This window comes from Myxococcus sp. CA039A (genome assembly GCF_013336645.1).
In the GTDB taxonomy this organism is placed as follows: domain Bacteria; phylum Myxococcota; class Myxococcia; order Myxococcales; family Myxococcaceae; genus Myxococcus; species Myxococcus llanfairpwllgwyngyllgogerychwyrndrobwllllantysiliogogogochensis.
On sequence record NZ_JABUMQ010000202.1, the window covers coordinates 1 to 20,436 of the forward strand.

The 20,436-nt window shown below is 67.3% G+C and carries 17 protein-coding genes; 9 read left to right on the forward strand and 8 right to left on the reverse strand.

Annotated elements, in window-relative coordinates; all coding sequences use genetic code 11:
* The 5 genes from HR086_RS29330 to HR086_RS29350 form a co-directional block, all read left to right on the forward strand.
* Window positions 1–738: zinc-binding dehydrogenase (locus HR086_RS29330; RefSeq protein ID WP_174467280.1), on the forward strand; the 738-nt coding region annotated here is incomplete at its 5' end.
* A 584-nt stretch (window positions 739–1,322) separates the two neighbouring features.
* Window positions 1,323–2,753, forward strand: coding sequence for a PLP-dependent aminotransferase family protein (locus tag HR086_RS29335; RefSeq protein WP_174462760.1), 1,431 nt, complete (start codon window positions 1,323–1,325; stop codon window positions 2,751–2,753).
* Between the two features lie 194 nt (window positions 2,754–2,947).
* On the forward strand, window positions 2,948–3,367 hold the full coding sequence (gene gspG, locus HR086_RS29340) for a type II secretion system major pseudopilin GspG (RefSeq protein WP_174456432.1): 420 nt from the start codon (window positions 2,948–2,950) through the stop codon (window positions 3,365–3,367).
* Window positions 3,368–3,673: 306 nt separating this feature from the next.
* A complete protein-coding gene (locus HR086_RS29345) occupies window positions 3,674–4,003 on the forward strand; it encodes a hypothetical protein (protein WP_141643927.1) in 330 nt (109 codons plus the stop codon).
* Between the two features lie 272 nt (window positions 4,004–4,275).
* Window positions 4,276–5,928, forward strand: coding sequence for an alpha/beta hydrolase-fold protein (locus HR086_RS29350; RefSeq protein WP_174456431.1), 1,653 nt, complete (start codon window positions 4,276–4,278; stop codon window positions 5,926–5,928).
* Between the two features lie 118 nt (window positions 5,929–6,046).
* On the opposite strand, the gene HR086_RS29355 is transcribed toward HR086_RS29350, so the two are convergent.
* Together HR086_RS29355 and HR086_RS29360 are read right to left on the reverse strand one after the other, a co-directional pair.
* Window positions 6,047–6,904 (reverse strand): hypothetical protein, encoded by an 858-nt coding sequence (locus HR086_RS29355; protein WP_141643929.1) that lies wholly within the window; start codon window positions 6,902–6,904, stop codon window positions 6,047–6,049.
* A 139-nt stretch (window positions 6,905–7,043) separates the two neighbouring features.
* Window positions 7,044–7,820, reverse strand: coding sequence for a class I SAM-dependent methyltransferase (locus HR086_RS29360; RefSeq protein ID WP_174456430.1), 777 nt, complete (start codon window positions 7,818–7,820; stop codon window positions 7,044–7,046).
* Window positions 7,821–8,027: 207 nt separating this feature from the next.
* Between HR086_RS29360 and HR086_RS29365 the strand changes: the two genes are divergently transcribed.
* Window positions 8,028–9,224, forward strand: coding sequence for a serine hydrolase (locus HR086_RS29365; protein WP_174467281.1), 1,197 nt, complete (start codon window positions 8,028–8,030; stop codon window positions 9,222–9,224).
* Window positions 9,225–9,260: 36 nt separating this feature from the next.
* Here the strand turns inward: HR086_RS29365 and HR086_RS29370 are convergent, their stop codons facing one another.
* Entirely contained in the window at window positions 9,261–10,964 is a 1,704-nt protein-coding gene (locus HR086_RS29370; RefSeq protein ID WP_174467282.1) for a serine hydrolase, read from the reverse strand.
* Between the two features lie 321 nt (window positions 10,965–11,285).
* On the opposite strand from HR086_RS29370, the gene HR086_RS29375 reads away from it, so the two are divergent.
* The gene (locus HR086_RS29375; protein ID WP_174456427.1) at window positions 11,286–11,822 is read left to right on the forward strand and encodes a GNAT family N-acetyltransferase; all 537 of its coding nucleotides are present in this window, start codon (window positions 11,286–11,288) and stop codon (window positions 11,820–11,822) included.
* A gap of 65 nt (window positions 11,823–11,887) precedes the next feature.
* Here HR086_RS29375 and HR086_RS29380 read toward each other — a convergent pair whose 3' ends face one another.
* Genes HR086_RS29380 through HR086_RS29390 form a run of 3 tightly spaced genes read right to left on the reverse strand, consistent with a single transcriptional unit; the run spans window position 11,888 to window position 14,469 of the window.
* Complete coding sequence (locus tag HR086_RS29380) at window positions 11,888–13,441, reverse strand: hypothetical protein (RefSeq protein WP_174467283.1); 1,554 nt, start codon at window positions 13,439–13,441, stop codon at window positions 11,888–11,890.
* Between the two features lie 10 nt (window positions 13,442–13,451).
* Window positions 13,452–13,784: a hypothetical protein gene (locus HR086_RS29385; RefSeq protein ID WP_174467284.1), complete on the reverse strand. Its 333-nt coding sequence runs from the start codon at window positions 13,782–13,784 to the stop codon at window positions 13,452–13,454.
* The gene (locus HR086_RS29390; protein ID WP_174462749.1) at window positions 13,774–14,469 is read right to left on the reverse strand and encodes a thioredoxin family protein; all 696 of its coding nucleotides are present in this window, start codon (window positions 14,467–14,469) and stop codon (window positions 13,774–13,776) included. The genes HR086_RS29385 and HR086_RS29390 overlap by 11 nt, the downstream gene beginning before the upstream one ends.
* Before the next feature lie 126 nt (window positions 14,470–14,595).
* Between HR086_RS29390 and HR086_RS29395 the strand changes: the two genes are divergently transcribed.
* Together HR086_RS29395 and HR086_RS29400 are read left to right on the forward strand one after the other, a co-directional pair.
* Complete coding sequence (locus HR086_RS29395; protein ID WP_174467285.1) at window positions 14,596–15,816, forward strand: HTH domain-containing protein; 1,221 nt, start codon at window positions 14,596–14,598, stop codon at window positions 15,814–15,816.
* A 33-nt stretch (window positions 15,817–15,849) separates the two neighbouring features.
* On the forward strand, window positions 15,850–16,518 hold the full coding sequence (locus tag HR086_RS29400; protein WP_174467286.1) for a PQQ-binding-like beta-propeller repeat protein: 669 nt from the start codon (window positions 15,850–15,852) through the stop codon (window positions 16,516–16,518).
* A 182-nt stretch (window positions 16,519–16,700) separates the two neighbouring features.
* Here the strand turns inward: HR086_RS29400 and HR086_RS29405 are convergent, their stop codons facing one another.
* On the reverse strand, window positions 16,701–18,308 hold the full coding sequence (locus tag HR086_RS29405) for a hypothetical protein (protein WP_174467287.1): 1,608 nt from the start codon (window positions 18,306–18,308) through the stop codon (window positions 16,701–16,703).
* Between the two features lie 243 nt (window positions 18,309–18,551).
* Window positions 18,552–20,132: a fibronectin type III domain-containing protein gene (locus tag HR086_RS29410; protein WP_174462747.1), complete on the reverse strand. Its 1,581-nt coding sequence runs from the start codon at window positions 20,130–20,132 to the stop codon at window positions 18,552–18,554.
* Window positions 20,133–20,436 lie beyond the last annotated feature (304 nt).

Below are 20,436 nucleotides of genomic sequence, written 5' to 3' on the forward strand. Positions count from 1 at the left end.
GACCCGGGCTGGGTGGGTCGGCGGGTCATCGCCAACACGGAGGAGCGCGGGGGGTATGCGGAGCGTGCTGTCGTCTCGGTGCGGAAGATGGTCCCTGTGCCGGACGGGCTGGAGTTGCGCGACGCGACGGCGCTCCGGTCCGATGGTCCCACCGCGCTGGGACTGATGGAGAAGGCGGCGATTCGTCCGGGACAGTGGGTGCTCGTCACCGCGGCGGGGGGAGGGATGGGTGTCCTGCTGGTGCAGCTCGCGCACGCGGCAGGAGCGCGGGTCATCGGCGCGGCGCGGGGGCAGCGGAAGCTGGAACTCCTCCGTGAGCTCGGCGCCGACGTCGTGGTGGACTACTCCCGGCCGGACTGGGGCCAGCAGGTCTTGGACGCCACGGACGGGCGGGGCGCGGACGTGGTGTTCGACGGCGCTGGCAGCGAGCTGGGCCAGACGGCCTTCGGGGTGACGGCGCAAGGAGGACAGTTCTCCGCGCACGGGGCACCTGGTGGTGGGTTCGCCGAAATCGACACGGCCGAGGCGGAGCGGCGGCACATCGCGGTGCGCGGCATTCAGCAGGTCCAGTTCCCCCTGCCGGAGCGCCAGCGGTTGACGGAGCAGACATTGGCGCTGGCCGTGGCGGGACGGCTGCGGCCGGTCATCGGGCAGGCCTTCCCCCTGGAGCGGGCAGGGGACGCCCATGCGGCGCTCACGGCCCGAAGCATCACCGGCAAGGCGCTGTTGCTGATTTGAGCGGCGGGCCCTGTGGGCCGGAGCTGGCGAACGGCTGTCAATTGGCTCCTTCATTCCTCTCCGGATTGGCCCTTGAGTAGAGCCAATCCGCCCTCCACCCTGGAACACCATCAGGAGGAGTGACTCATGAGGAGAAGTCGGTGGAAGGCCGGGGGTGCGCAGGTAGCGCCGGGCCCGGTACTCATCAGCGTGACCGAATTCACCGCCGCATACATCCGAGACATACCGGCGATCTGGTGGGAGGGCTCGAAGCTGAGACAAGCCTGGCCACAGCTCGAGGGCGCGGTGGGAACGTGGTTGTGGTTTGAGGTCCTGGGCCGAAGGTCCGGGTCGGTTTCCGTATGGAAGAGCGAAGAGGACCTTCGACGCTTCGTGCGCTGGGCCCCCCACGTGCGAGTGGTTCGACGGTTCCAGGGCCGAGGGACGATGGTCTCCACCCAGTGGCGGGCGGAGGAGTTCGACCGCCGGGCAACCTGGGCACGGGCCGCACTCTGGATTCAACGGAGGACCCACGCTCCCGACGCAGTGGACCCATAGGTGTCCACACATTGACCCTTTCCAAGGGTCCAATGAGGATGGCCGCGATGGACCTCCACTTGACGGTCTCCGGACGACACGGGCTTGCCACGCAGCTCTACCGCCAGTTGAGGGATGCCATTCTCGAGGGTCGCATTCGAAGTGGCGACAACCTTCCTCCCACGCGAGAGCTGGCTGACCGACTGAAGGTCTCGCGCAATACCGTCACCGCCGCCTATGAACGACTGACCTCGGAGGGTTTCCTCTCCGCTCGCGTGGGTTCGGGCACCTTCGTTCGGTCGCCGATAGCGCCAGCCGAACAGCGACGCAACGCCCTGTCCGGAACGGGGCTCCGCCCTCTGCCCGTTTGGGACCGAGTCACCGTGGGACCGGAACGCCCGGCGCGAAAACCCGCCTTCGACTTTCGCGCCGGGATTCCGGATGCGCGACTCTTCCCGTTCGCCGCCTGGCGCAGGCTGGTGACTCGGGAGTTGCATTCAGCGGAGAACCGCAAGGCGCTCTACCAGGAGCCCTCCGGGCTGCTCCGACTGAGGCAGGCCATCGCGCGGCATGTAGGAGTCGCCCGGTCGATTCAGGCGACAGCCGAGGACATCCTCATCACCAACGGAACCCAGCAGGCGCTGGACCTCATCGGCCGCGTCCTGTGGGAGCCGGGCGCCGTGGTGGCCATGGAAGACCCTGGCTACCCCATGGCGCGACTGCTGTTTCAGTCACAGGGGGCGCGGGTTCATCCGGTGCCGCTGGATGCGGAAGGGCTGGAGGTGGACGCATTGCCGGAGAACGCGGCGGTGGTCTACACCACGCCGTCCCATCAGTTTCCGCTCGGCATGCCCATGTCCCTGGCGCGGCGGATGGCGCTGCTCTCCTGGGCGGAACGTCGTCGGGCAGCCATCATCGAGGATGACTACGACAGCGAGTTCCGGTTCGACGACCGACCGTTGGAGCCACTCCAGAGCCTGGACCGAGGCGGGCGAGTCATCTACGTGGGGTCGTTCTCCAAGACCCTGCTGCCGGAACTTCGGGTGGGGTACCTGATAGCCCCGCCCTCGATTCGTCCCGCGCTGCGAGCCGCCAAGGCCCTGACGGACTGGCACAGTCCCCTCACGACTCAAGCCGCTCTGGCGCGGTTCATGGAAGAAGGGCTGCTGGCGCGGCATGTCCGCCGGGCCCGGAAGGAGTACCAGTCCCGCCGTGATCGACTGGTGAGCGCCATCGAGCGCCACCTGGGGACCTGGGCGGAGCCCGCTCCATCGGTGGCTGGGCTCCACCTGTGTGCCCTGTTCCGGGACGAGCGATTGCACGCCGACGAAGTCGCTCGCGCCGCGAACGCGGAGGGCATCGCGGTGTATCCGTTGTCTCGCTTCTCCACCGCCCCCACACCTCCCCAAGGGCTCGTCCTCGGGTACGGGAGCATTCCCGTGAACCGGATCGACGAAGGCGTACGGCGGCTGGCCGCGGTCCTCGCGGCGACGCGGTAACCACCGGGCTCGCGGCCCTGACGAACTTCATGGCGGCACGTGGCCTGCACTGGAGGTCCCCGGGCCCGACGCCGGAGGTCGGAAGAGGGCCCTTCAGGGCAGCGCCATGCGCGAAGCCAGGGTGCCGAAGGACAGGGCGACACGCGTGGCGAGGTGGGGGCCTGCCATTCCGTCACATGAGGTGAAGAACAGACATGAACCAGAACAAGTCCAGGCAGCAGCGCCGTCGCAATCGCGGCATGACGCTCATTGAAATCATGGTGGTCATCACCATCCTTGGCCTCATCGCCGCGGCCGTCGGGGTGGCTGTCATTCCGACGTTGGGCGAGGCGAGGGGAGACCGGGCCTCGTTGGATATCAAGACCATCGAAACCGCGCTCAAGCTCCACTACTCGAAGAAGGGCCGCTTCCCAGACACGCAATCCGGGCTCGGCGCGTTGGTGGAGAGTCGGACCCTGGAGCAGCTCCCCAAGGACCCGTGGCAGAACGACTACGTGTATCTCAACGAGGGAGGCCGGCCCGTCGTCATCTCCTACGGAGCGGACGGCACCGTGGGTGGCGAGGGAGAGGACGCGGACATCTCCTCCGCGCCCGCGAACTCCCAGAAGGGCTGAGTCCGCCCATCCGACGGGTGCGGGGAACATGGCGGGCCCGCTTGTTCCCTCCGGCACCGCCCGCATCGCGGTGCCGAGTCGTTGGGGCCAGACCCCGCATGCTCTCCCCGCAGCGAGCGGGGTACCTGTCTGGGTTCTCCTGGCTCATACCGCCAGAATGCTACATCCTGAATGTCTCATGTCTGTCGATTGGGTCATGGTGTTTGTGTTTTATTGTTTCGCGGTTTAGGCATCGAAGGCCGGATTTCATCCGAACCTCCGGTGGCGCCCGTGGGGCGTCCTCTCGTCCAAGAGAAAGGCCTGACCATGAAGAAGCTGTTCCTGGGAATGTTCCTGGCAATGATGCCGCTCGTCGGCTGTGGCACTGATGAGGCGAGCCCGCCGGAGACCGGCCAGGTGATGACCACCGAGGATGGCCGCGAGCTGGTCATCGAACAGCGGACGGCTGAGCCGGGCGAGCAGGCACCGGACGCCGAAGTCGCCAATATGAGCGTGGACGAGGACAATCTCGCCTGCTGGGTGGTGCTCAATTACTGCAGACATCCGAACACGGGGCGGCCGCATTGCACGGCCACCGGCTGTACCATCGCCCAGGCCATCAAGCACTGTCAGGCGCTCATCAGAAAGACCTGCTGAGCTGTCACTGCGGGCATCCCAAGGGACCTCTCGGCCGCGGCCGGGAGGTCCCGGGAGGTCGGAGCGCCATCTCGTCAAGAGAATATGTTATACCACAGCAATATGGTTGCGAAATGACCACGAATTGCCGGGGCAGACGGTGCCTTCCAGGGAACAAGAACATCAGAAATTGATTAATCTGGACAATCGAGATTAGTCAGGATTGCTTGGCCCTCCTCACCATCTCTGAATGAGGAGGCTTTGTGATTCGTTCGCGGCTTCGTGACGTATGGATGCGTGGTTTCGCCTCGCTGGGCGTGTTGCTGGTCGGATGTGGAGTTCCCGAGGACGGTGGAGCCGAGCAGGCCCTCTCCTCCACGGCCTCGCCGCTCGTGGGACAGAAGCTGGTCATCGCTCCGGCGATGGTTCAACCGGACGGTGTCCGCCCGACGCTGGGCGTCTATCAAAACCTCTACGACGAGCAGGCGCTGATAGGTGACCCGCGCGCGGGCTCGACCTTCAAGCCCGCGACGACCTGGGGCAACGTCGTCTACAACGAGACCCAGTACCCCATGGGTTTCATCATCGACCTGGGCCAGCTCCACGACGTGACGGAAGTCGGCGTGTTCGACACGTACGACCACAACGGCTCGGTCTCCTTCCGTGTGGGGGCGCCGGGTGCATGGACCTCCACCTTCACCATCAACACCACCCTGTGGGAGACGTGGCAACTGGTGTCCGTGGGCCAGCGCACGCGCTACATCCACTTCGCGCGCACCCTGTACGGAGCGTCGAACGAAATCGTCATCTATGGCGCGCCGGTGGGCCCGCCCGCCAATGTGCCTCCCACGGCCTCGGCGGGCCTGGACCAGACGGTGGTGCTGCCCACGTCGTCCGCGCAGCTCACTGGCACGGCGAGCGATTCGGACGGAACGGTGGTCTCCCGGCAGTGGACCCAGTTCTCCGGGCCGAACACCGCCACGCTGACGGGCGCGAGCACGCTGACCGCCACGGCCTCGGGCCTGGTGGCGGGGCTCTACGAGTTCGACCTGCTCGTGACGGATGACCAGGGAGCCACGGCAACCTCACGTACGAAGGTGCGGGTGGAGCCCGCCAGCACCGGGCGAGGCACGACCACCGAAATCTACAGGGACACCACGAGCACGCTTCCGGGGAACTATGGCTACGTCGTGTACCTGCCGCCGGGCTACAACGCGGCCACGAACTGGCCCATCGTCATCTTCCTGCACGGCGCGGGTGAGCGAGGCGACGGCGGCACCAACCAGCTCAAGCGCGTCCGGAACATGGGGCTCCAGTCGTACATCGACAAGAACGGGAAGGACTATCCCTTCATCCTCGTGTCGCCCCAGACGAGCACCAGCAGCTACTGGAACGACCAGGAGGCCCTGGACAGTCTGAACCCCTTCATCGAGCGAATCCTGTCGACGTACAAGGTGGACAGGAAGCGCGTGTACCTGACGGGCCTCAGCATGGGCGGCGCGGGCACGTTCTCCTATGCGCAGAGCTTCCCCGCGAAGCTGGCGGCCGCGGTTCCCGTGTGCAACGGAGGCTACGGCGCCTCCGCCGCTCGCGCGCAGGCCATGGTGGACGCCAACCTCCCGGTCTGGGGCTCACACGCCATCAACGACCCCGTCTCGTATTCGGGGACACGCGAATGGTTCACCCGGCTGGGACAGGCCATGGGGGCCACGGGAACCGTCATGGACACGTACACCTATCCGCCTCGGGCGCAGACCGCGTTCTTCCGCCCGGCACTGGGGCGGTGGGACTGGGTCGACGGCCAGACGGCCCAGGATGCGAATGGGAATCCTCCCGAGCGCCCGGTGCTCTTCACCCTCTTTCATGACGGCGGCCATGAAATCTGGGACCGCGTCTACCAGGACCCGAAGGTGTTGAGCTGGATGCTCGCGCAGCAGCGCCCCTGAGGTTCATCTCTCTCCGGACGGAGATGAGGTCCGAAGCCGCGGTGCAGGTCACACCGGCGGCCCGGCGTGGGGGTTGGATATCCTCCGCGCCGGTGCCGCCGGATGTTCTCGTTAATGACTAGCGGATGATTCCCTGGGCGTCGTAGATGGTCTTGGTGGAGGAGCTGGTGCTGATCACGACTTCGTCCCCGGCCAGGCCGTCGATGTTGGCGATCATCTGCAGGGTCCAGAATCCGGCGATGGGATAGTCCCGCGTGGCGCGGCTGGCGTCCCGGATGATCCTCACGTACGAGACGTTGTTGATGATCAGCTCGGCGCCCGGCTGTCCATTCGTGTCGGCGACGCCCATCAGCGCCCAGGTGCCGCTGGAGATGGGGTAGTCACGAGTCCCTGACGCCTGGTGGTCGATGATTCGAATGGCGGCGCCCGTGTTGATGGGCAGTTCAGTCGCTCCGTCGCCGGTCAGGTCATGAAAGCCCAGCGGCGTCCACGCGCCCCCGGAGATGGCATAGTCGCGTGTCGCCGAGAGCCGGTGGGTGATGACCCGGACGAAGCTCCCCGCGTTGACGGCCAGCTCCTGGCCCGCGAGTCCATCCATGTTGCTGAAGCCAATCGGAGCCCAGGCCCCGCCGGAGATGGGATAGTCGCGTGTCGCCGCGGTCCGGTGGGTGATGACCCGGACCAGGTTTCCCGCGTTGAAGGCCAGCTCGGCGCCCGGCGAGCCATCCATGTCCGTCGCCTGAAGGAACGTCCAGGCGCCCGTCGAGATGGGATACGTGCGATTGCCGCCATTCGTTTGTTGGACCTCGATGTAGCTCAGGTTGTTGTAGACGGACTCCAGCGTGCCATCTCCATTCAGGTCCCACGCCCCCATGAAGGTGCCCGCCGCATACACGGGGCTCGCGCTCAGGGTGAGCAGCAGGAGCGTTGTTTGGACGAAGGAACTGCCTGAAACCAATGCACTCTTCCGGGACATGTGCGCCTCGCGGTCTGAGTCCAGACAGGTCTGACTATCAGGACTTCTCTGGAATATCGCCAATTCGCACTGGGCGTGTAAATGACCTGCCCCGTTTCCCTATCGCCAGAGGTCCGTGGCGACGTCCGTCCCTGAATCCTTACCTGTTGGAGGATGTGCTGGGCTTGTGTGCCTCGATGAGGAAGCGTGTCGTGCGGGCGACGAAGGGGCCGTCGCGCTGGATGCGCTCGTGGAGGGCCCGGAGCTGGGGGCGGTAGCGCTCGACGGTGAAGTCCGGGACCATCCAGATGACCTTGCGCAGGAAGTAGATGACCGCGCCGATGTCGAAGAACTCGGTGCGCAGGGACTCCAGCCGCAGGTCGGTGACATGGAGTCCGGCGGACTCCGCCTGGGCACGTGCGTCGTCGGGGTGGCGCCTGCGGTGGATTTCGGCGGGCAGGGGGCCGAGGAAGAACTCCACGAGCTCGAAGACGCTGGCGGGGCCGACCTGCTGGGAGAAATAGGTTCCGCCGGGTTGGAGGACGCGGGCAATCTCCGTCCACCAGGTCGTCACCGGGTGGCGGCTGACGACCAGGTCGAAGGCGCTGTCGGCGAAGGGGAGGGGCGGCTCGTCGGAGTCGGCGACGACGACCACGCCGAGCGGGTGCAGCCGCTTTGTTGCCTTCGCGACATTGGGTGGCCACGACTCGGTCGCCACGGTGAGGGGAGGCCGCTTCGGCACACCCGCGAGCACCTCGCCACCGCCGGTCTGGATATCGAGCGCGGCGGAGGCACGTGCCATTCGCTCACCCAGTTGCCGCTGATAGCCCCAGGACGGGCGTTGCTCGGTGGCGCGACCGTTCAGCCAGGAGAAGTCCCAGCCTTCCACGGAGACACTCGCGGCCTCGGCTTCCAGTTCCTCATACGTTCGCGACATGCCCTGGCTTCTATCGCGAGGCTCCGTGCGTCGGGGTGGAGACCTGTCCTTTCTTCGCGCGGGCCAGCGTGCCGAGGACATTCAGGGCGTTCGTCGGTAGGTTCTACGCTGTGTGAGTCAGGATTCTCCCGGTCCATGATTGGGTTTGTCATGTTCGACCTCAGAGAGGGGGGTGACACCTCCGCAGCCGAGCGGTGTTCCCTGTGCATGAACATCCACACCCGGAGTCTCGAAGTCCGCCACGATGACTCACTCGAACAGGGGCCCGCGCGACGGCCGAGCTTCACCTCGCTCTCCCTCGTCCTGTTCCTCGCCCTGGCCGGAGCCGTCAGTGGTTGCGGCGACGACGAAGAAGAACCCACGACGCTGCACGCGGACCTTCAAGCCATTCTCGAGGACGCCGTCGCCAAGGGCGTGACGCCAGGGGTTTCGCTGGCTGTTGCCTCGGACAAAGGCCCGATGTGGCTGGGTGTCGCGGGCGTCGCCGACGTCGAGCGGAATCAGCCCATGTCCGCGCAGCACCGCTTCCGCGCGGGCAGCATCCTCAAGAGCCTGGTCGCCACCGCGGTGCTCCAGTCCGTCGAGCGGCGCACGCTCGCGCTGGATGACACCCTGACGGAGCGACTGCCGGCGAGCGTGACGGACCGTATCGAGAATGCGGGGGCCATCACCGTGGCCATGCTGCTCGCTCACCGCTCGGGCATTCCGGAGTGGGTCACCGACGAGACGAACCTGGCCATCATGGCGGACCCGGAGCACCGCTGGACGCTCGAGGAGATTCTCGGCATCTCTGGAGCACGGCCCTCGGCGTTCCCTCCCGGTTCCCAGTATGGCTACTCGAACACCAACTACGTGCTCCTCGGCGAAATCCTCTCGGCCGCGGAAGGCCGGAGCTGGCGCGAGATTGTCCGAGAGCGGGTCATCGAGCGAGCGGGGCTTTCCCACACACGCGTGCCCGAGCCGGGAGACCTGGACTGCCCGGCGCCCTGCGCGCGTGGCTACGTTCCCTTCGAGGGCGCGCTGGCGGACCTCACCGTCGTCGACCCGTCGATGGCAGGGGCTTCTGGCGGTCACGCCCTGGTGACCACCGTCTCCGACCTCCTCACCTTCTGGAAGAAGCTGCGCGCTGGTGCGCTCTTCGAGCGCAGGGAGACGCTGGAGGCCATGGTCGCGTTCCAATCGGCGCCCGACCCCGAGTCCCGACTGGTCGGCTACGGGCTCGGAGTGATGCGGCTCGAGTCCCAAGGCGTTGCCGCCGTCGGGCATCTGGGCGGCACGGCGGGCTACCAGAGCTTCATGCTCCATGTCCCCGCGACGGGCCGCTACGTCACGGGGAGCATCAATGTGATGGGAGACCTGGCCGCGGTGCTCGTGCCCATCCTGGACCGCGCGGGACGGCCCTGAGCCTCGAGCGAAGTGGGCCGGCCAGAGAGCCGCTGTTCAGGGGCCGGAAGCCTGGCGAGCCGCCCCCGTGGGTCGCGGTGCCTCCATGCGCTCCGCGCGAAACCGGCGCAGGCGTCGGCTGCTGACCAGCAATCCATCCACGCCTCCGGAGGCCGCCCGTGTGAAGGTCACCGCTCCGAGCGAGCCGATGAACCGGTCCCCACCCACGGGCTCCAGCACGACCTCGTCCCGACGGGGCCAGCGCACGGCCAGTTTTCCGTCCGCGATGCGCACCGTGTAGGTCATGGCGACCTCCTCGCCGCGATACTGGCCGACGAACGCCGCCAGGTCCGGGGGCGTGGGCATGGGCGCGCTCAGGCGGATGAAGTCCCTCGTCGTGGGCCAGGCATCCCGGATGCGCAGCTCGCGTGGGGCCTGGGGCTTTGGCGCCACGAAGCGCCAGACATGCGTCGACTCGCCCGGGCGGAACGCGCCATCGCCGATATGGACGAAGGCCTTGGGCATGCCGACCTCGCGCAGCGCTCCGTCCTTGACCTCCAGTCGCACGACTTCATCCGTCAGGGGACTCCAGTAGTTGCCGGCGAGCGCGGACAGCTCCGCCTCCGGAAATGCGACGGCGGGCGGCAGGGTGTCCTTCAGGAGGTCACCCAGATACACCTCGGCCACCTTCCACACGAGGTCCGTGACCGCAATCGAGCCGTTGTTGCACAACGCGACGATGGCCAGCCGTTGGTCGGGGAAGAGGACGGCCTCCGTGCGGAAGCCGGAACCCGTGCCGTCATGTCGCACCGTGCGCAGACCGCGATGCTCCGCCACATGCAAGCCACCGCCATAACGCGTCTCGGTGCCATTGTTCAGCTTGCCGGAGGTCTGCATCAGCGCCTTCAAGGCCGGCCCGCCGACGCGCCCATCGAGCAGGTTCTGCTCCCACTTCAGCAAATCACTGACAGTGGAGAGCAGATTGCTGGCGCCGTAGTGGTCGTTGTTGGGCATGCTGATTCCCCAGCCGCTCTCGCGGGGGAAGTAGCCCATGGCGCGCCTGGGAACGACCGCGTTGTGGTCTTCCTGGAACCCGGTGTCGGTCATTCCGAGCGGCTTGAAGAGCCGCTCGTCGGCGAATGCCCGCAGGGGCTTGCCGGAGACGCGGTGCACGATGACCGCCAGCAATGTGTACGCGGCATTGCCATACAGGATTTCCGTCCCCGGCTCGAAGTTCACACCGCGTTGCCGGGTCAGCACCTCGAGGATGTCCGCCTCGGTGTTCAGGTCGTCGCCGCGCAAGCCGGCAAGGCTCAGCAACTGACCCTGCTCGCGCAACCCGTTGGTGTGGTGCATCAGGTGCGCGATGGTGATGGTCTTGCCGTAGTCAGGTATCTCCGGCAGGTATTTGCGGATGTCGTCGTCCAGCGACAACTTGCCGTCTTGTGAGAGCAGCCCGATGGAGTACGCGGTGAACTGCTTGGTGACAGAGGCCAGATTGAAGACGGAGCGCGGCGTGATGGGGACGTCGTATTCCAGATTCGCCATGCCGTGGCCCCGCGCGTAGTCCACCACGCCGTCGCGAGAGACACCCACCGCGCAGCCGGGCGTGGCCTTGCCGCTCCATGGCGAGAAGATGGCGTCGACGCGTGAATGACGCTGGGCCCGAGAGCCCCGTGGCGTCTGGGCACTGGCGATGCTTCCGGGAAGGACCCACTGAACGACGAGGGCCAGCAGGAGTAGGGAACGGGGAAGTCGCATGCGAAGGAGGCTCCTCGAGCGGGACGTCGAGCCGCCCCGCGACGAGAGGGAGGATTCCCGAGCCCTCCGCCCCGCGCGGGGCATATCTGCGAAGCCCCGCCAGGCGTCGGTGAACCGCGCGTTTCAGGCGGTGAGCCACCGGGCACGATTTCGTTGCAGTCAGGCTCGAACTCGGGTTCCTGCCACCGGGAGCAACCGTTGTCGGGGAGTGGGACTTGAATCGGACCGCGGCCGCGCGTCATGCCCGCTTGGCCGCTCCAGGGCGCGTGGCGCGTCTATTCCCTTGAGGCAACACCACGCTCTTGGAATCGTATTCCCCCCATGTCCCTGCCGCTTCGCATCGAGTGTGGTCCCTGTGTCCTGCGCCCCTGGCGACGCGGTGACGAGGCGTCCCTGGTTCAGCACGCCAACAACCGCGAGGTGTGGCGCAACCTCCGTGACCGGTTTCCCCACCCCTACACGGCCGAGGATGCCGCGGGGTGGGTGAGCTACGCGGGAGCCGTGCTGCCGCCCACGGACTTCGCCATCGAGGTGGACGGCGCCGCGGTGGGCTCCATGGGGCTGATTCCCGGCAAGGACATCGAGTGCTATTCGGCGGAGGTGGGGTACTGGCTCGGGCAGTCGCTGTGGGGCCGGGGAATCGTCAGCAGCGCGCTCGACGCGTTCTCTTCCTGGACCTTCGCGAACAGCGACTTCCTCCGCCTGTTCGCGCTGCCCTTCGCCGACAACGTCGCGTCGTGTCGGGTGCTGGAGAAGGCGGGCTTCCAGCGCGAGGGCCTGTTGCGGCGCAGCGCCGTCAAGGACGGCACCGTGCATGACCAGGCGCTCTACGCGCGCCTGCGCCCGATGGGGCCCTGAGCCCGCCCGCGGCTCAGGGGCTTTCGCTGCTCGGCGCAGGGGGGATGGCTTGAAGGCCACGCCCCTCAATAGTTCCAGGCGGTGCAGTCGGTCGTCGTGCGGGTGACGAACTCGGCCAGCGTGCGCAGGTTCCGCACGAACGTGCTCGTGTCGAGATAGTCACCCGGCGTGGCGCCACTTCGCGGACCGCTCGGGCTGTAGGTCGTGAGCCACTTCTCGTTGTTCACCGTCGCATCCACGGCCTGGGCCGTGTCGGCGCGGAGCTGCTGGCACGAGCGCTTCATCACCGTCGTGTCGCTCGCCAGCCGGTTGTACTCCGCGCGGAGGGCGACGAGCTGGGACGGACCCTCCCACCCATAGTTCTGGTATGTCGGCGGGGCCTGGGAGAACCGCACAGGGTAGCCGCCGGGCTTCACCGTGAAGAAGCCCGTGTTCGCCGGAGCGGTGTCATCCAGTTCGATGTAGCGGTGGATGAGTGTGTCGTTCGCATGGTCGACGGTCTCCAGGTACGCGAGCGCGGTGCCGACCGCGTCGCGGTTCGCCGGCACACTGGGGTCGAGCTGGTAGAGACGAAGCAGCGCCCACATGGCGTCCTGACTCTCCTGACCGGCGATGGCTGGAACCTCCCAGTTGCGCGCCCAGCGCGGCTGCATCTGGATGTCATATTGCTGCGCCCAGGCGGGCTGGGGCTGGGGCATCTGCGCCCGGCGAAGGAATCCCCCGAACGCGGTGCGCATGCCCTGATAGGTCGTGGCCTGCGCGGGATAGATTTCCTGGGCCCAGTTCAGCATCTCCACGAAGGCCGTCGCGAGGTTGTCGTTCAGGGTCGGGTCATCCCAGTACTCGTGGGTGTAGGTATTCGCATAACAGTTTGCGAGGCCACACGAGGTCCCGATGGAGGGCGGGTAGCTGGCCGTGAGCGCCGGCCGCGCGGCGACGGGACCGGTGAAGCCCTGGGGGAAGCCACCATTCGTCGGGAACTGCGAGGTCTCCACCCGCGTGCGGGCATAGGACGAGGCGTCGGAGATATCCGTGTGCACGAACCCGAGGAGCTGGTCGGCGCGCATCATCGCGATGAGCGCGTTCTGGGTGGTCTGGTCGTCGTAGGTCGTCGTCGTACAGCCGCCGCAGCTACAGCTCGCCGTGGTGTGGCGGTAGCACGCCTTCAGCGTCGGCGTCGCCTTGAAGTCCGCGTAGAGCCGCCAGCCTCCCGACTTCACCTGCCCATGACGCAGCGCCATCGCCGTATCCGTCGCATACGTCTTGAGCGCGGGTGTGGCCGGGTCGGCGAGGGCCGCTTCGACGAACGCAATCACCACGTCCGACGTGCCGGGCGACTGAATCATGATCTGCTCTTCGTCGAGCTGGATGTCGCCCCAGCGCTCGCTCAGGTTGTTGGCATTGTGATGCCACGCATAGCCGCCCTGACGTGCCACCTGGTCATGGAAGTACTTCGCCGCGTTCCGCATCCGGCCGAGCGCCTTCGCGCGGAGCGGAGTCGTGGCCGCCCGCGACGCCTCGCCAGTCCGGGTGCCCTCGTCATCGGGTTCGGAGGCCATGGGCGCGCAGGCGAACGTCGAGAGCAGCGGAAAGAGCACGAGCACAATGGGTCTTCGCATGCGCGCTACGCTAGCAAGCAGGTGGCGCGTGTGCAGCGTCGCCTCCAGGCGCCGGGTCCTGAGTGGGGCGTCGCGGCCCGTCTCCAACAACCCCTGGAGGTGGTGGGGTACCGCGCAGGCGACGAACGAGGATGAACCCCAGCGAGAGGGCCGCCACGGTGAAGCCCACGAGTCGCAGGTGTGTCCCGATGACTCCAGCCACGCCGACCGTCACCCCGAGCAGCGACAGGTACGCGGCGATGCACAGGGGGCACTTCGGGATGAGCGCGGCCAGCAGCCCCAGGGCCAGCGACACGCCCGGCGCGCCCACCGCCGGGCGGCGTGTCAACGGGTCAGCGGCCATACTGGTCTCTCAGTCGCACCCACTGCATCGGCCAAGGCAGTCCGTCCTCGTCACGGCCCTTCGAGACGAGGTCGAGGACCTGGTAGGCCGTGTTGATGACCTCGATGCCTCGCCCATAGGTCCCGTAGGTGTGGAAGACGTCGCCGCGCTCGTCCTTCGCGAAGGCGCTGATGCCCGGCATGTCTGAGTTGGACTCCCGTAGCGGTCCGTAGTTGTAGACGGCTTCGCCGCGCTCCCGTTCGTCCGGGTGGAACGACACGTTGAAGTCGAAGTTGAAGGTGTTGGCCTGGGATGACAGCCACTTGAAGCGCCAGCCCATTCGCTGCTGGAACGCCTGCAGCTTGGGCAGTGCCGCGCGGGAGATGGCGACGAAGCTCACGTCCCGCTGGGCCAGGTGCTCGATGACTCCGTTGAAGGAGTCCGCCCAGAACGAACAGTTCTTGCAGCCCGCCTCCCACTCTGGCGCGAACATGAAGTGATAGACGACCAGTTGGCTTCGGCCCGCGAAGAGCTGCGCCAGCGTCTCCTGACCGTCGGGGCCGTCGAACACATAGGGCTCGGCCACGCGCAGCCAGGGGAGGGCGCGGCGTGTGGCGCTCAGCTCATCGTGCATGCGCATGAGGGCCTTCTCCCTCGCCAGCAGTTCCTTGCGTGCGGCGAGCCACTCGCTCTTCGATTCCGTCATGACGGGTGTCACGTGATTCCTCCACGGGGATTGGGGACTCCAGACGTAATGGGTGGCGGGCGTGGGGCGGGAGTAACAAAGGCGACGGGCTTCCCAACGCAGGTGGGGTGCTGGAGGATGCGCGGCATGGATGTGCTGGTCACCGTGGCGGCTCGGGCGCTTCGTGAGGGAGACCCACTCGGTGCGCTTCAACGCGTGGCGCTCCGAGAGGACGCTCCGGCGTTGGCCCTGAGAGGGGTCGCGATGGCGCAGTTGGGCGAGTTCCCCAGGGCCCTGCATCTGTTGAAGCGTGCCGCGCGCGCCTATGGCTCCGGGGACGTCCTCGCGCGGGCGCGCTGCGGCGTCGCGGAGGCGGAGGTGGCGCTCGCATCCCGCGACTTCGAAGGCGCGGAACTCGTGCTCGTCGAGGCGCTGCGAACCTTCGAACTCCATGGCGACTCCGAGAACGCGCGCTACACGCGCCTGTTGCAGGCACGGCATGCCCTGGTGCTGGGACGTGTCGATGCAGCCGAGCGGTTGCTGGCCGAACTCGACCCGCGCGATGCGCCCGCGATGCATTCGACGCTCGCGCGGCTGCTGTCGTTCGAGGTGGCGTTGCGCCGGGGGGAGATTCGCTCCGCCCGCACCGCTCTCGAACACGCACGCGTCGCCGCCCGGAACGCGCGCATCCCCGCGCTTGGCGCCGAGGTCGAGCATGCGGCCCGGGTCCTGAGCATCCCCGCCGCGCGAGTCGTCGTTCGGGGCGAGGCGCGGCCTGTCTTGCTCGACGAGGTCGAGTCCCTGCTCGGCTCGGAGCACCTCGTCGTTGACGCCTGTCGTCGCGCGTTCCGTTCGGGCTCGCGGGTCGTGTCACTGTCCACGCGCCCCGTGCTGTTCGCGCTCCTGCGGGTGCTGGCCGAGGCCTGGCCGGGTGACGCCTCACGCGATGCGCTCGTCTGGCACGTGTTCGGAGCGCGGCGGGTGAATGCCTCGCATCGCGCGCGGCTGCGCGTGGAGCTGGGTCGTCTGCGCACGCAGTCGCGCGACCTGGTGGACATCCAGGCGACCCCGCGCGGCTTCGTCCTGGTTCCCCGTCGTCCGGTGGAGGTCCGGGTCCTCACGCCGCCCGTCGAGGGGGCGGACGGGGCCGTGTTGGCGCTGCTCGCGGACGGTGAGCACTGGTCGACCTCCGCGCTCGCGCTCGCGCTGGGGGCAAGTCAGCGCACGGTGCAGCGCGCGCTCGCCACGCTGGAAGAGGCCGGACAGGTCCAGGTGCTGGGGCGTGGCCGCGCGAGACGCTGGGTGGCTCCCCCGGTCAGCGGCTTCACGACGACCTTGTTACTCCCCACCGCGGGTTTCCCTGGGTAGAGCGGACCACGGGACATCGGAAGGAACGCGGACATGGACAAGACTCGGAGCGAGGTGGAGGAGACACAGCCAGCGGAGGTCGTCCGTGAGTACGGCCCGTTCGAGGGCGCCTCGCGCGTCCACGGCGTGACGTTCGACGGCGCACAGGTCTGGTTCGCTGGCGGCGAAACGCTTCATGCCTTCGACCCGGCGAGTGGTGAACCCGTGCGCACCCTGGCCGTCGCGTGTGACGCGGGGACCGCCTTCGATGGGCGGTATCTGTTTCAGCTCGGTGGAGGGCTCATCCGGAAGATCGACCCGGAGACGGGACAGGTGTTGAAGACGCTTCCGGCTCCGGGCAATGGCAGTGACTCGGGGCTCACCTGGGCCGAGGGCTCGCTGTGGGTGGGCGAGTATCGCGGCCGGAGAATCCACCGAATCGACCCCGAGACGGGCGCCATCCTGCGCACCATTGAGTCCAACCGCTTTGTCACGGGCGTGACGTGGGCGGAAGGCGAGCTGTGGCACGGCACCCTGGAAGACGGCGCGAGTGATATCCGGCGGATCGACCCTGCTGATGGCCGTGTGCTCGTCAGGCTCACGTTGCCCGAGGGAGTGAGCGTCACCGGGCTCGAGGCCGACAAGGGCGACCTCTTCTACGCGGGCGGCGGCGCGAGCGGGAAGGTGCGCGCCGTGAGGCGGCCCCGACGCTCCCGCCGCTGATGAGAGGACCCGCCGCCGCGGCGCGACGGCGGCGGGGTCCTCCATCGCAGGCAGCAGACATCAACTCCGCCGCGAACGGGGCCCTTGGGCCTCGGGGAGCTGGTAGCCCACCAGCGCATGGCCTGAACCCTCTCACGCGACAGCGACCTTGACGCTCACCGTCGCAGCCCTCTTCCCTCGCGTCAGTCCCTGCGGTCCAGGCGGCGGTACTCGACGATGCTCGGTGGGTACTCGGTCCAGAAGCGCAGCATCCCGTCGTGCCCCATCACCGTCTCCTGCTTGCCTCGTGCATCCGCGTCCGAGACCGCGAGCGAGAAGCTGGCGGCCACGAGGGGTTCGCTGACGCCGAGCTCCGCCAACGGCAGTGTGAGCGTCACCTCGTAGCCACGGGGACGCTTGCGCCAGGCGCCCTGGATGGACGGAAGCCCCGGGTGCGCATCTCTCGTCCAGTCACGCGCCTCGACCTTTCCTCCGGCCCCGAGCAGGACCCCCAGCTTGAAATCTTCAGAGCGCGGGCCAGAAGAGCGCACCTGCCACACGGTGAGCTCGAGGTGGTCTGAATGCAGCCCCTCGCCACTCCCCAAAGGGGCCACCTTGTCATCATGTACCTCGACGTGGAGGGAGAGCGCTCCGCCCACGCGCGCCAGGCGCCACGCGAACGCCAGGTCCGCCGCGTCCTTCCAGCCCTCGAGCCCCCAGGAGATATGCGCCTGCGTGTAGGCCTGGACCGTGGGAGCCAATGCCAGCGCGTCCTCGGCGGACCGTGCGAACCTCACGGGGTAGGGATGGCTCCCATTGACGACCGCTCCCGCGGTGCTGGCGAACGCCATGTATCCCGGTCGCTCCCGGGAGAACGTCTCTAGCTCCACCGTCGAGCCGCGCACGCCCATGGGGCCCCAGAACAGATAGAACGTCGGCTCCACCAGGACGGAGGTCGCCCAGTCTTCGGACGCCACCAGGTGGAGCTCCTTCCCCTTGACGACGAGGACACAGAACGGCCCCTTGAGGCGGCCGTCCGACATCAAGGACGCATCCTCGGGCACGGCATCGGGAGCGGGATCGGGCTTGAACCCCGTGAGCAGCAGCAGGCACGTCCCATCCCGACAGACGTACTCCAGCGGATTGAAACGCACGCCCATGGGACACAGGGCGCGGGCCCGAGAGAGGAGTTCGTCACTCACCGCCCGAGGCTTGGGGGGCTTCGGGCTCACTGGCGCGTTCACGACCCGAGCGCTGGACTTCGTCCACTTCGGCTCCTGGCTGGGCACAGCGATGAAGCGCGCCCCATCCCGTGACACCTTCATGACCCGCCGGTACACCTGTTTCTGGGCCAGGCCGTAGTCGACGAAGGTGTAGGGCAGCCGGTTCTTGCTCGAGGTCACGACCTCGACATGCTCCGGGTCGAGGAACCTCACGGTGTTCGCTGGGGCGTGTTCGAGGCGATAGGTTGCCCCCAGGACCTCCCCCTGGAGGTCCGACAGCATCAGTGTCTCGAGCGCGCAGTACCCGCTGGAGCAGGAACCCAAGTCATCGATGAGGTGCCACAAACAAAAGGGACCTTCGCAGGCGAGGCGCTTCAGCGTGCTCCCCCTACCCCAATCCTTCAGGAGCTTCTCGTCCAGGACCGTGCCTTTCGGGAAGGGGGCCTTGTCTGGAGACGCCAGGGCCGCGGTGCTCCCGAGCCCCAGACAGAGCGCCAGGGCGAGGACGCCGCGACGACCGGCCGCGCCCTCGCCCATCGGGAAGGTTCGTGGGCCCGAAAAGAGGGGCGCGCGGCGTGGGTCATTCATCGGTTGACCTTCATGCACCGCGAGTTTGCAGACGGCATGCCATGGTTTGCCCCCATGCCGGCCCCATTCACACGGCCCCACTGCGGCGAGAACGCGGCTCCGGAACCGCGCGACGAGGGCCTCCAGACCCACCCGGGATAAAAAGCCACATGGGTTTCGATACGGTGCCTCGCGCCGCTCGGGTCGCGCGGGGGCGCGAGCATGAACGGGTTGATGGGGATGGCCGCGCGGAGCTGTCGGGCTCTACAGCCGCGTGACGCGCTTGAGCGCCTTGGTGTTGCCCTCGCCGAGCGAGAAGAAGGCGCTGCCATCTGGAGCGAAGGTGAGTGCCTCCGAATAGCCGGGGTTCGTCACCTCGCACCGGGTCCCCAGCAGCGCCGCCGGGACGCTCTGCCCCGCCTGTCGCTTCCATAGGAAGGTGTGCGTATAGGTCTTGATGAGAATCTCCCCGCCGTCAGGGGAGATGGCGCCCCCTGTCACCACGCGGTCCTCCTCCGCCGTCGAGCCCGGCAGGAAGTCGAGCTCCGCCACCAGCTCCAGCGTCCGGGACACGCCCGGCGCGTTCAGCGGCACGGCATAGCGGTACACCTGCGAGTGTCCCGACGGCGCCTTGGTCACGATGTAGATGTCGCCCTGGGAGTCCACGAACATCGCCTCCGCGTTGGGCGCCACGCCGCCTGGATAGGTGAACGGGAAGCGCTCCACGCCACTCACGGGCACCGTCACGGGCGCCTGGGCCACGCTGACGGTCGGCTCGGGGAATCGCACGACTTCCCGCACGCTCGGCAGGCCATTGTTGTCACCGATGCGGCCCACGTAGACGTAGTCCACGCCGCTCACGGGGCCGGGGCCCATGGCCATGTCCTCCCAATCCAGGTTCGGGTTGCTCGACAGGGTGTAGGTGCCCAGGAAATGGCCGTCCACGGCGCTCAGCGCGTAGACATGCTCGACGCAGTTGCCGCCGCTGGCGCCACACCGGTCATTGTGCGTCCAGACGACCTGGGCGTTGGCCCTGCTGGCCGCGAGCCCCGAGGCATCGGTGAGGATGGCGATGTTGTGGGGCGTCAGATTGACCGGCGCGCCGAAGGTCGGGCACTGCGGCGTGCTCGCCGCGGGCGTGGCAGTGATGGGCGTCGCATAGCCCGAGGCATTGCCGGAGAGGTCCTCGGCCTTCACCATCAGCTCGTAGGTCGTGCCATTCACCAGCCCCGTGAGCGTCACCAGGGGCTGGGTGAGGCTGTAGCGGTAGCTGTAGGTCGCTGCCCCCGCGGCGCGGTACTTCACCGTGTACCGCCGGAAGTCCGGCTCGGTGTTGGCGCTCCAGGTCAGTCCGAGCACGGTGTCGCCTGGAGTCGCCACGAGTTGTCCTGGCACCACGGGAGGTGTCACGTCCGGCCCGGTGGGCGTAGGCGTGGCGTTCACCGCCGCGCAGTACGCCGAGGCATTGCCCGAGGTGTCCTGGGCCTTCACTTCGAAGGCATAGGTCACTCCATTCACCAGCCCCGGGAGCGTCAGGGGCGGCGCGCCCACTCCCCACTTGTAGGACGGCGTCGTCTGTCCCACGACGCGGTAGCGGACCGCATAGTCCTTGAGGTCCGCCGCGGGGCTCGGGTCCCACGACAGGATGACACCGCTGTTCGCCGCGAGGATGCTCAAGCCCGTGGGGACGGGCGGAGCTTCGGTGTCCGCCAGGGGACTCGACACACGGGCGGCTTCTGGCAGCGCTTCTTCCTCGCCAGGCACGGATGAGACGCCGCACCCCACGCAGAGGCTCAACAGAAGACTGCACAAGCCGGCGAAAGGCATGAGTACACGACGCGTCACGGTGACCTCCTGAAATGTCATTCCATGGATGGAAACACGCCGCAGCCTAAGGCCCCGCACCCGGGGCAACAATGAAGACAGGCTTCACGTGTCCATCCAGGTCAAAGTTTGACCTTCGCAATGAAAGAGCCGCTTGAGAACAAGCGTTCTGAAGTCATCGCCCGGCTCAGTCCACGGGGCAGCTCCCGCACCCTCCTGAATCAACTCCCGAGAATTGGAATGGGAGGTCTCACATGTCATTCGGTTTCCTGAATCGCATTCGCCGCAAGGTTGTCGCACGGCCCAAGCCTCCACCGCCTCCGCC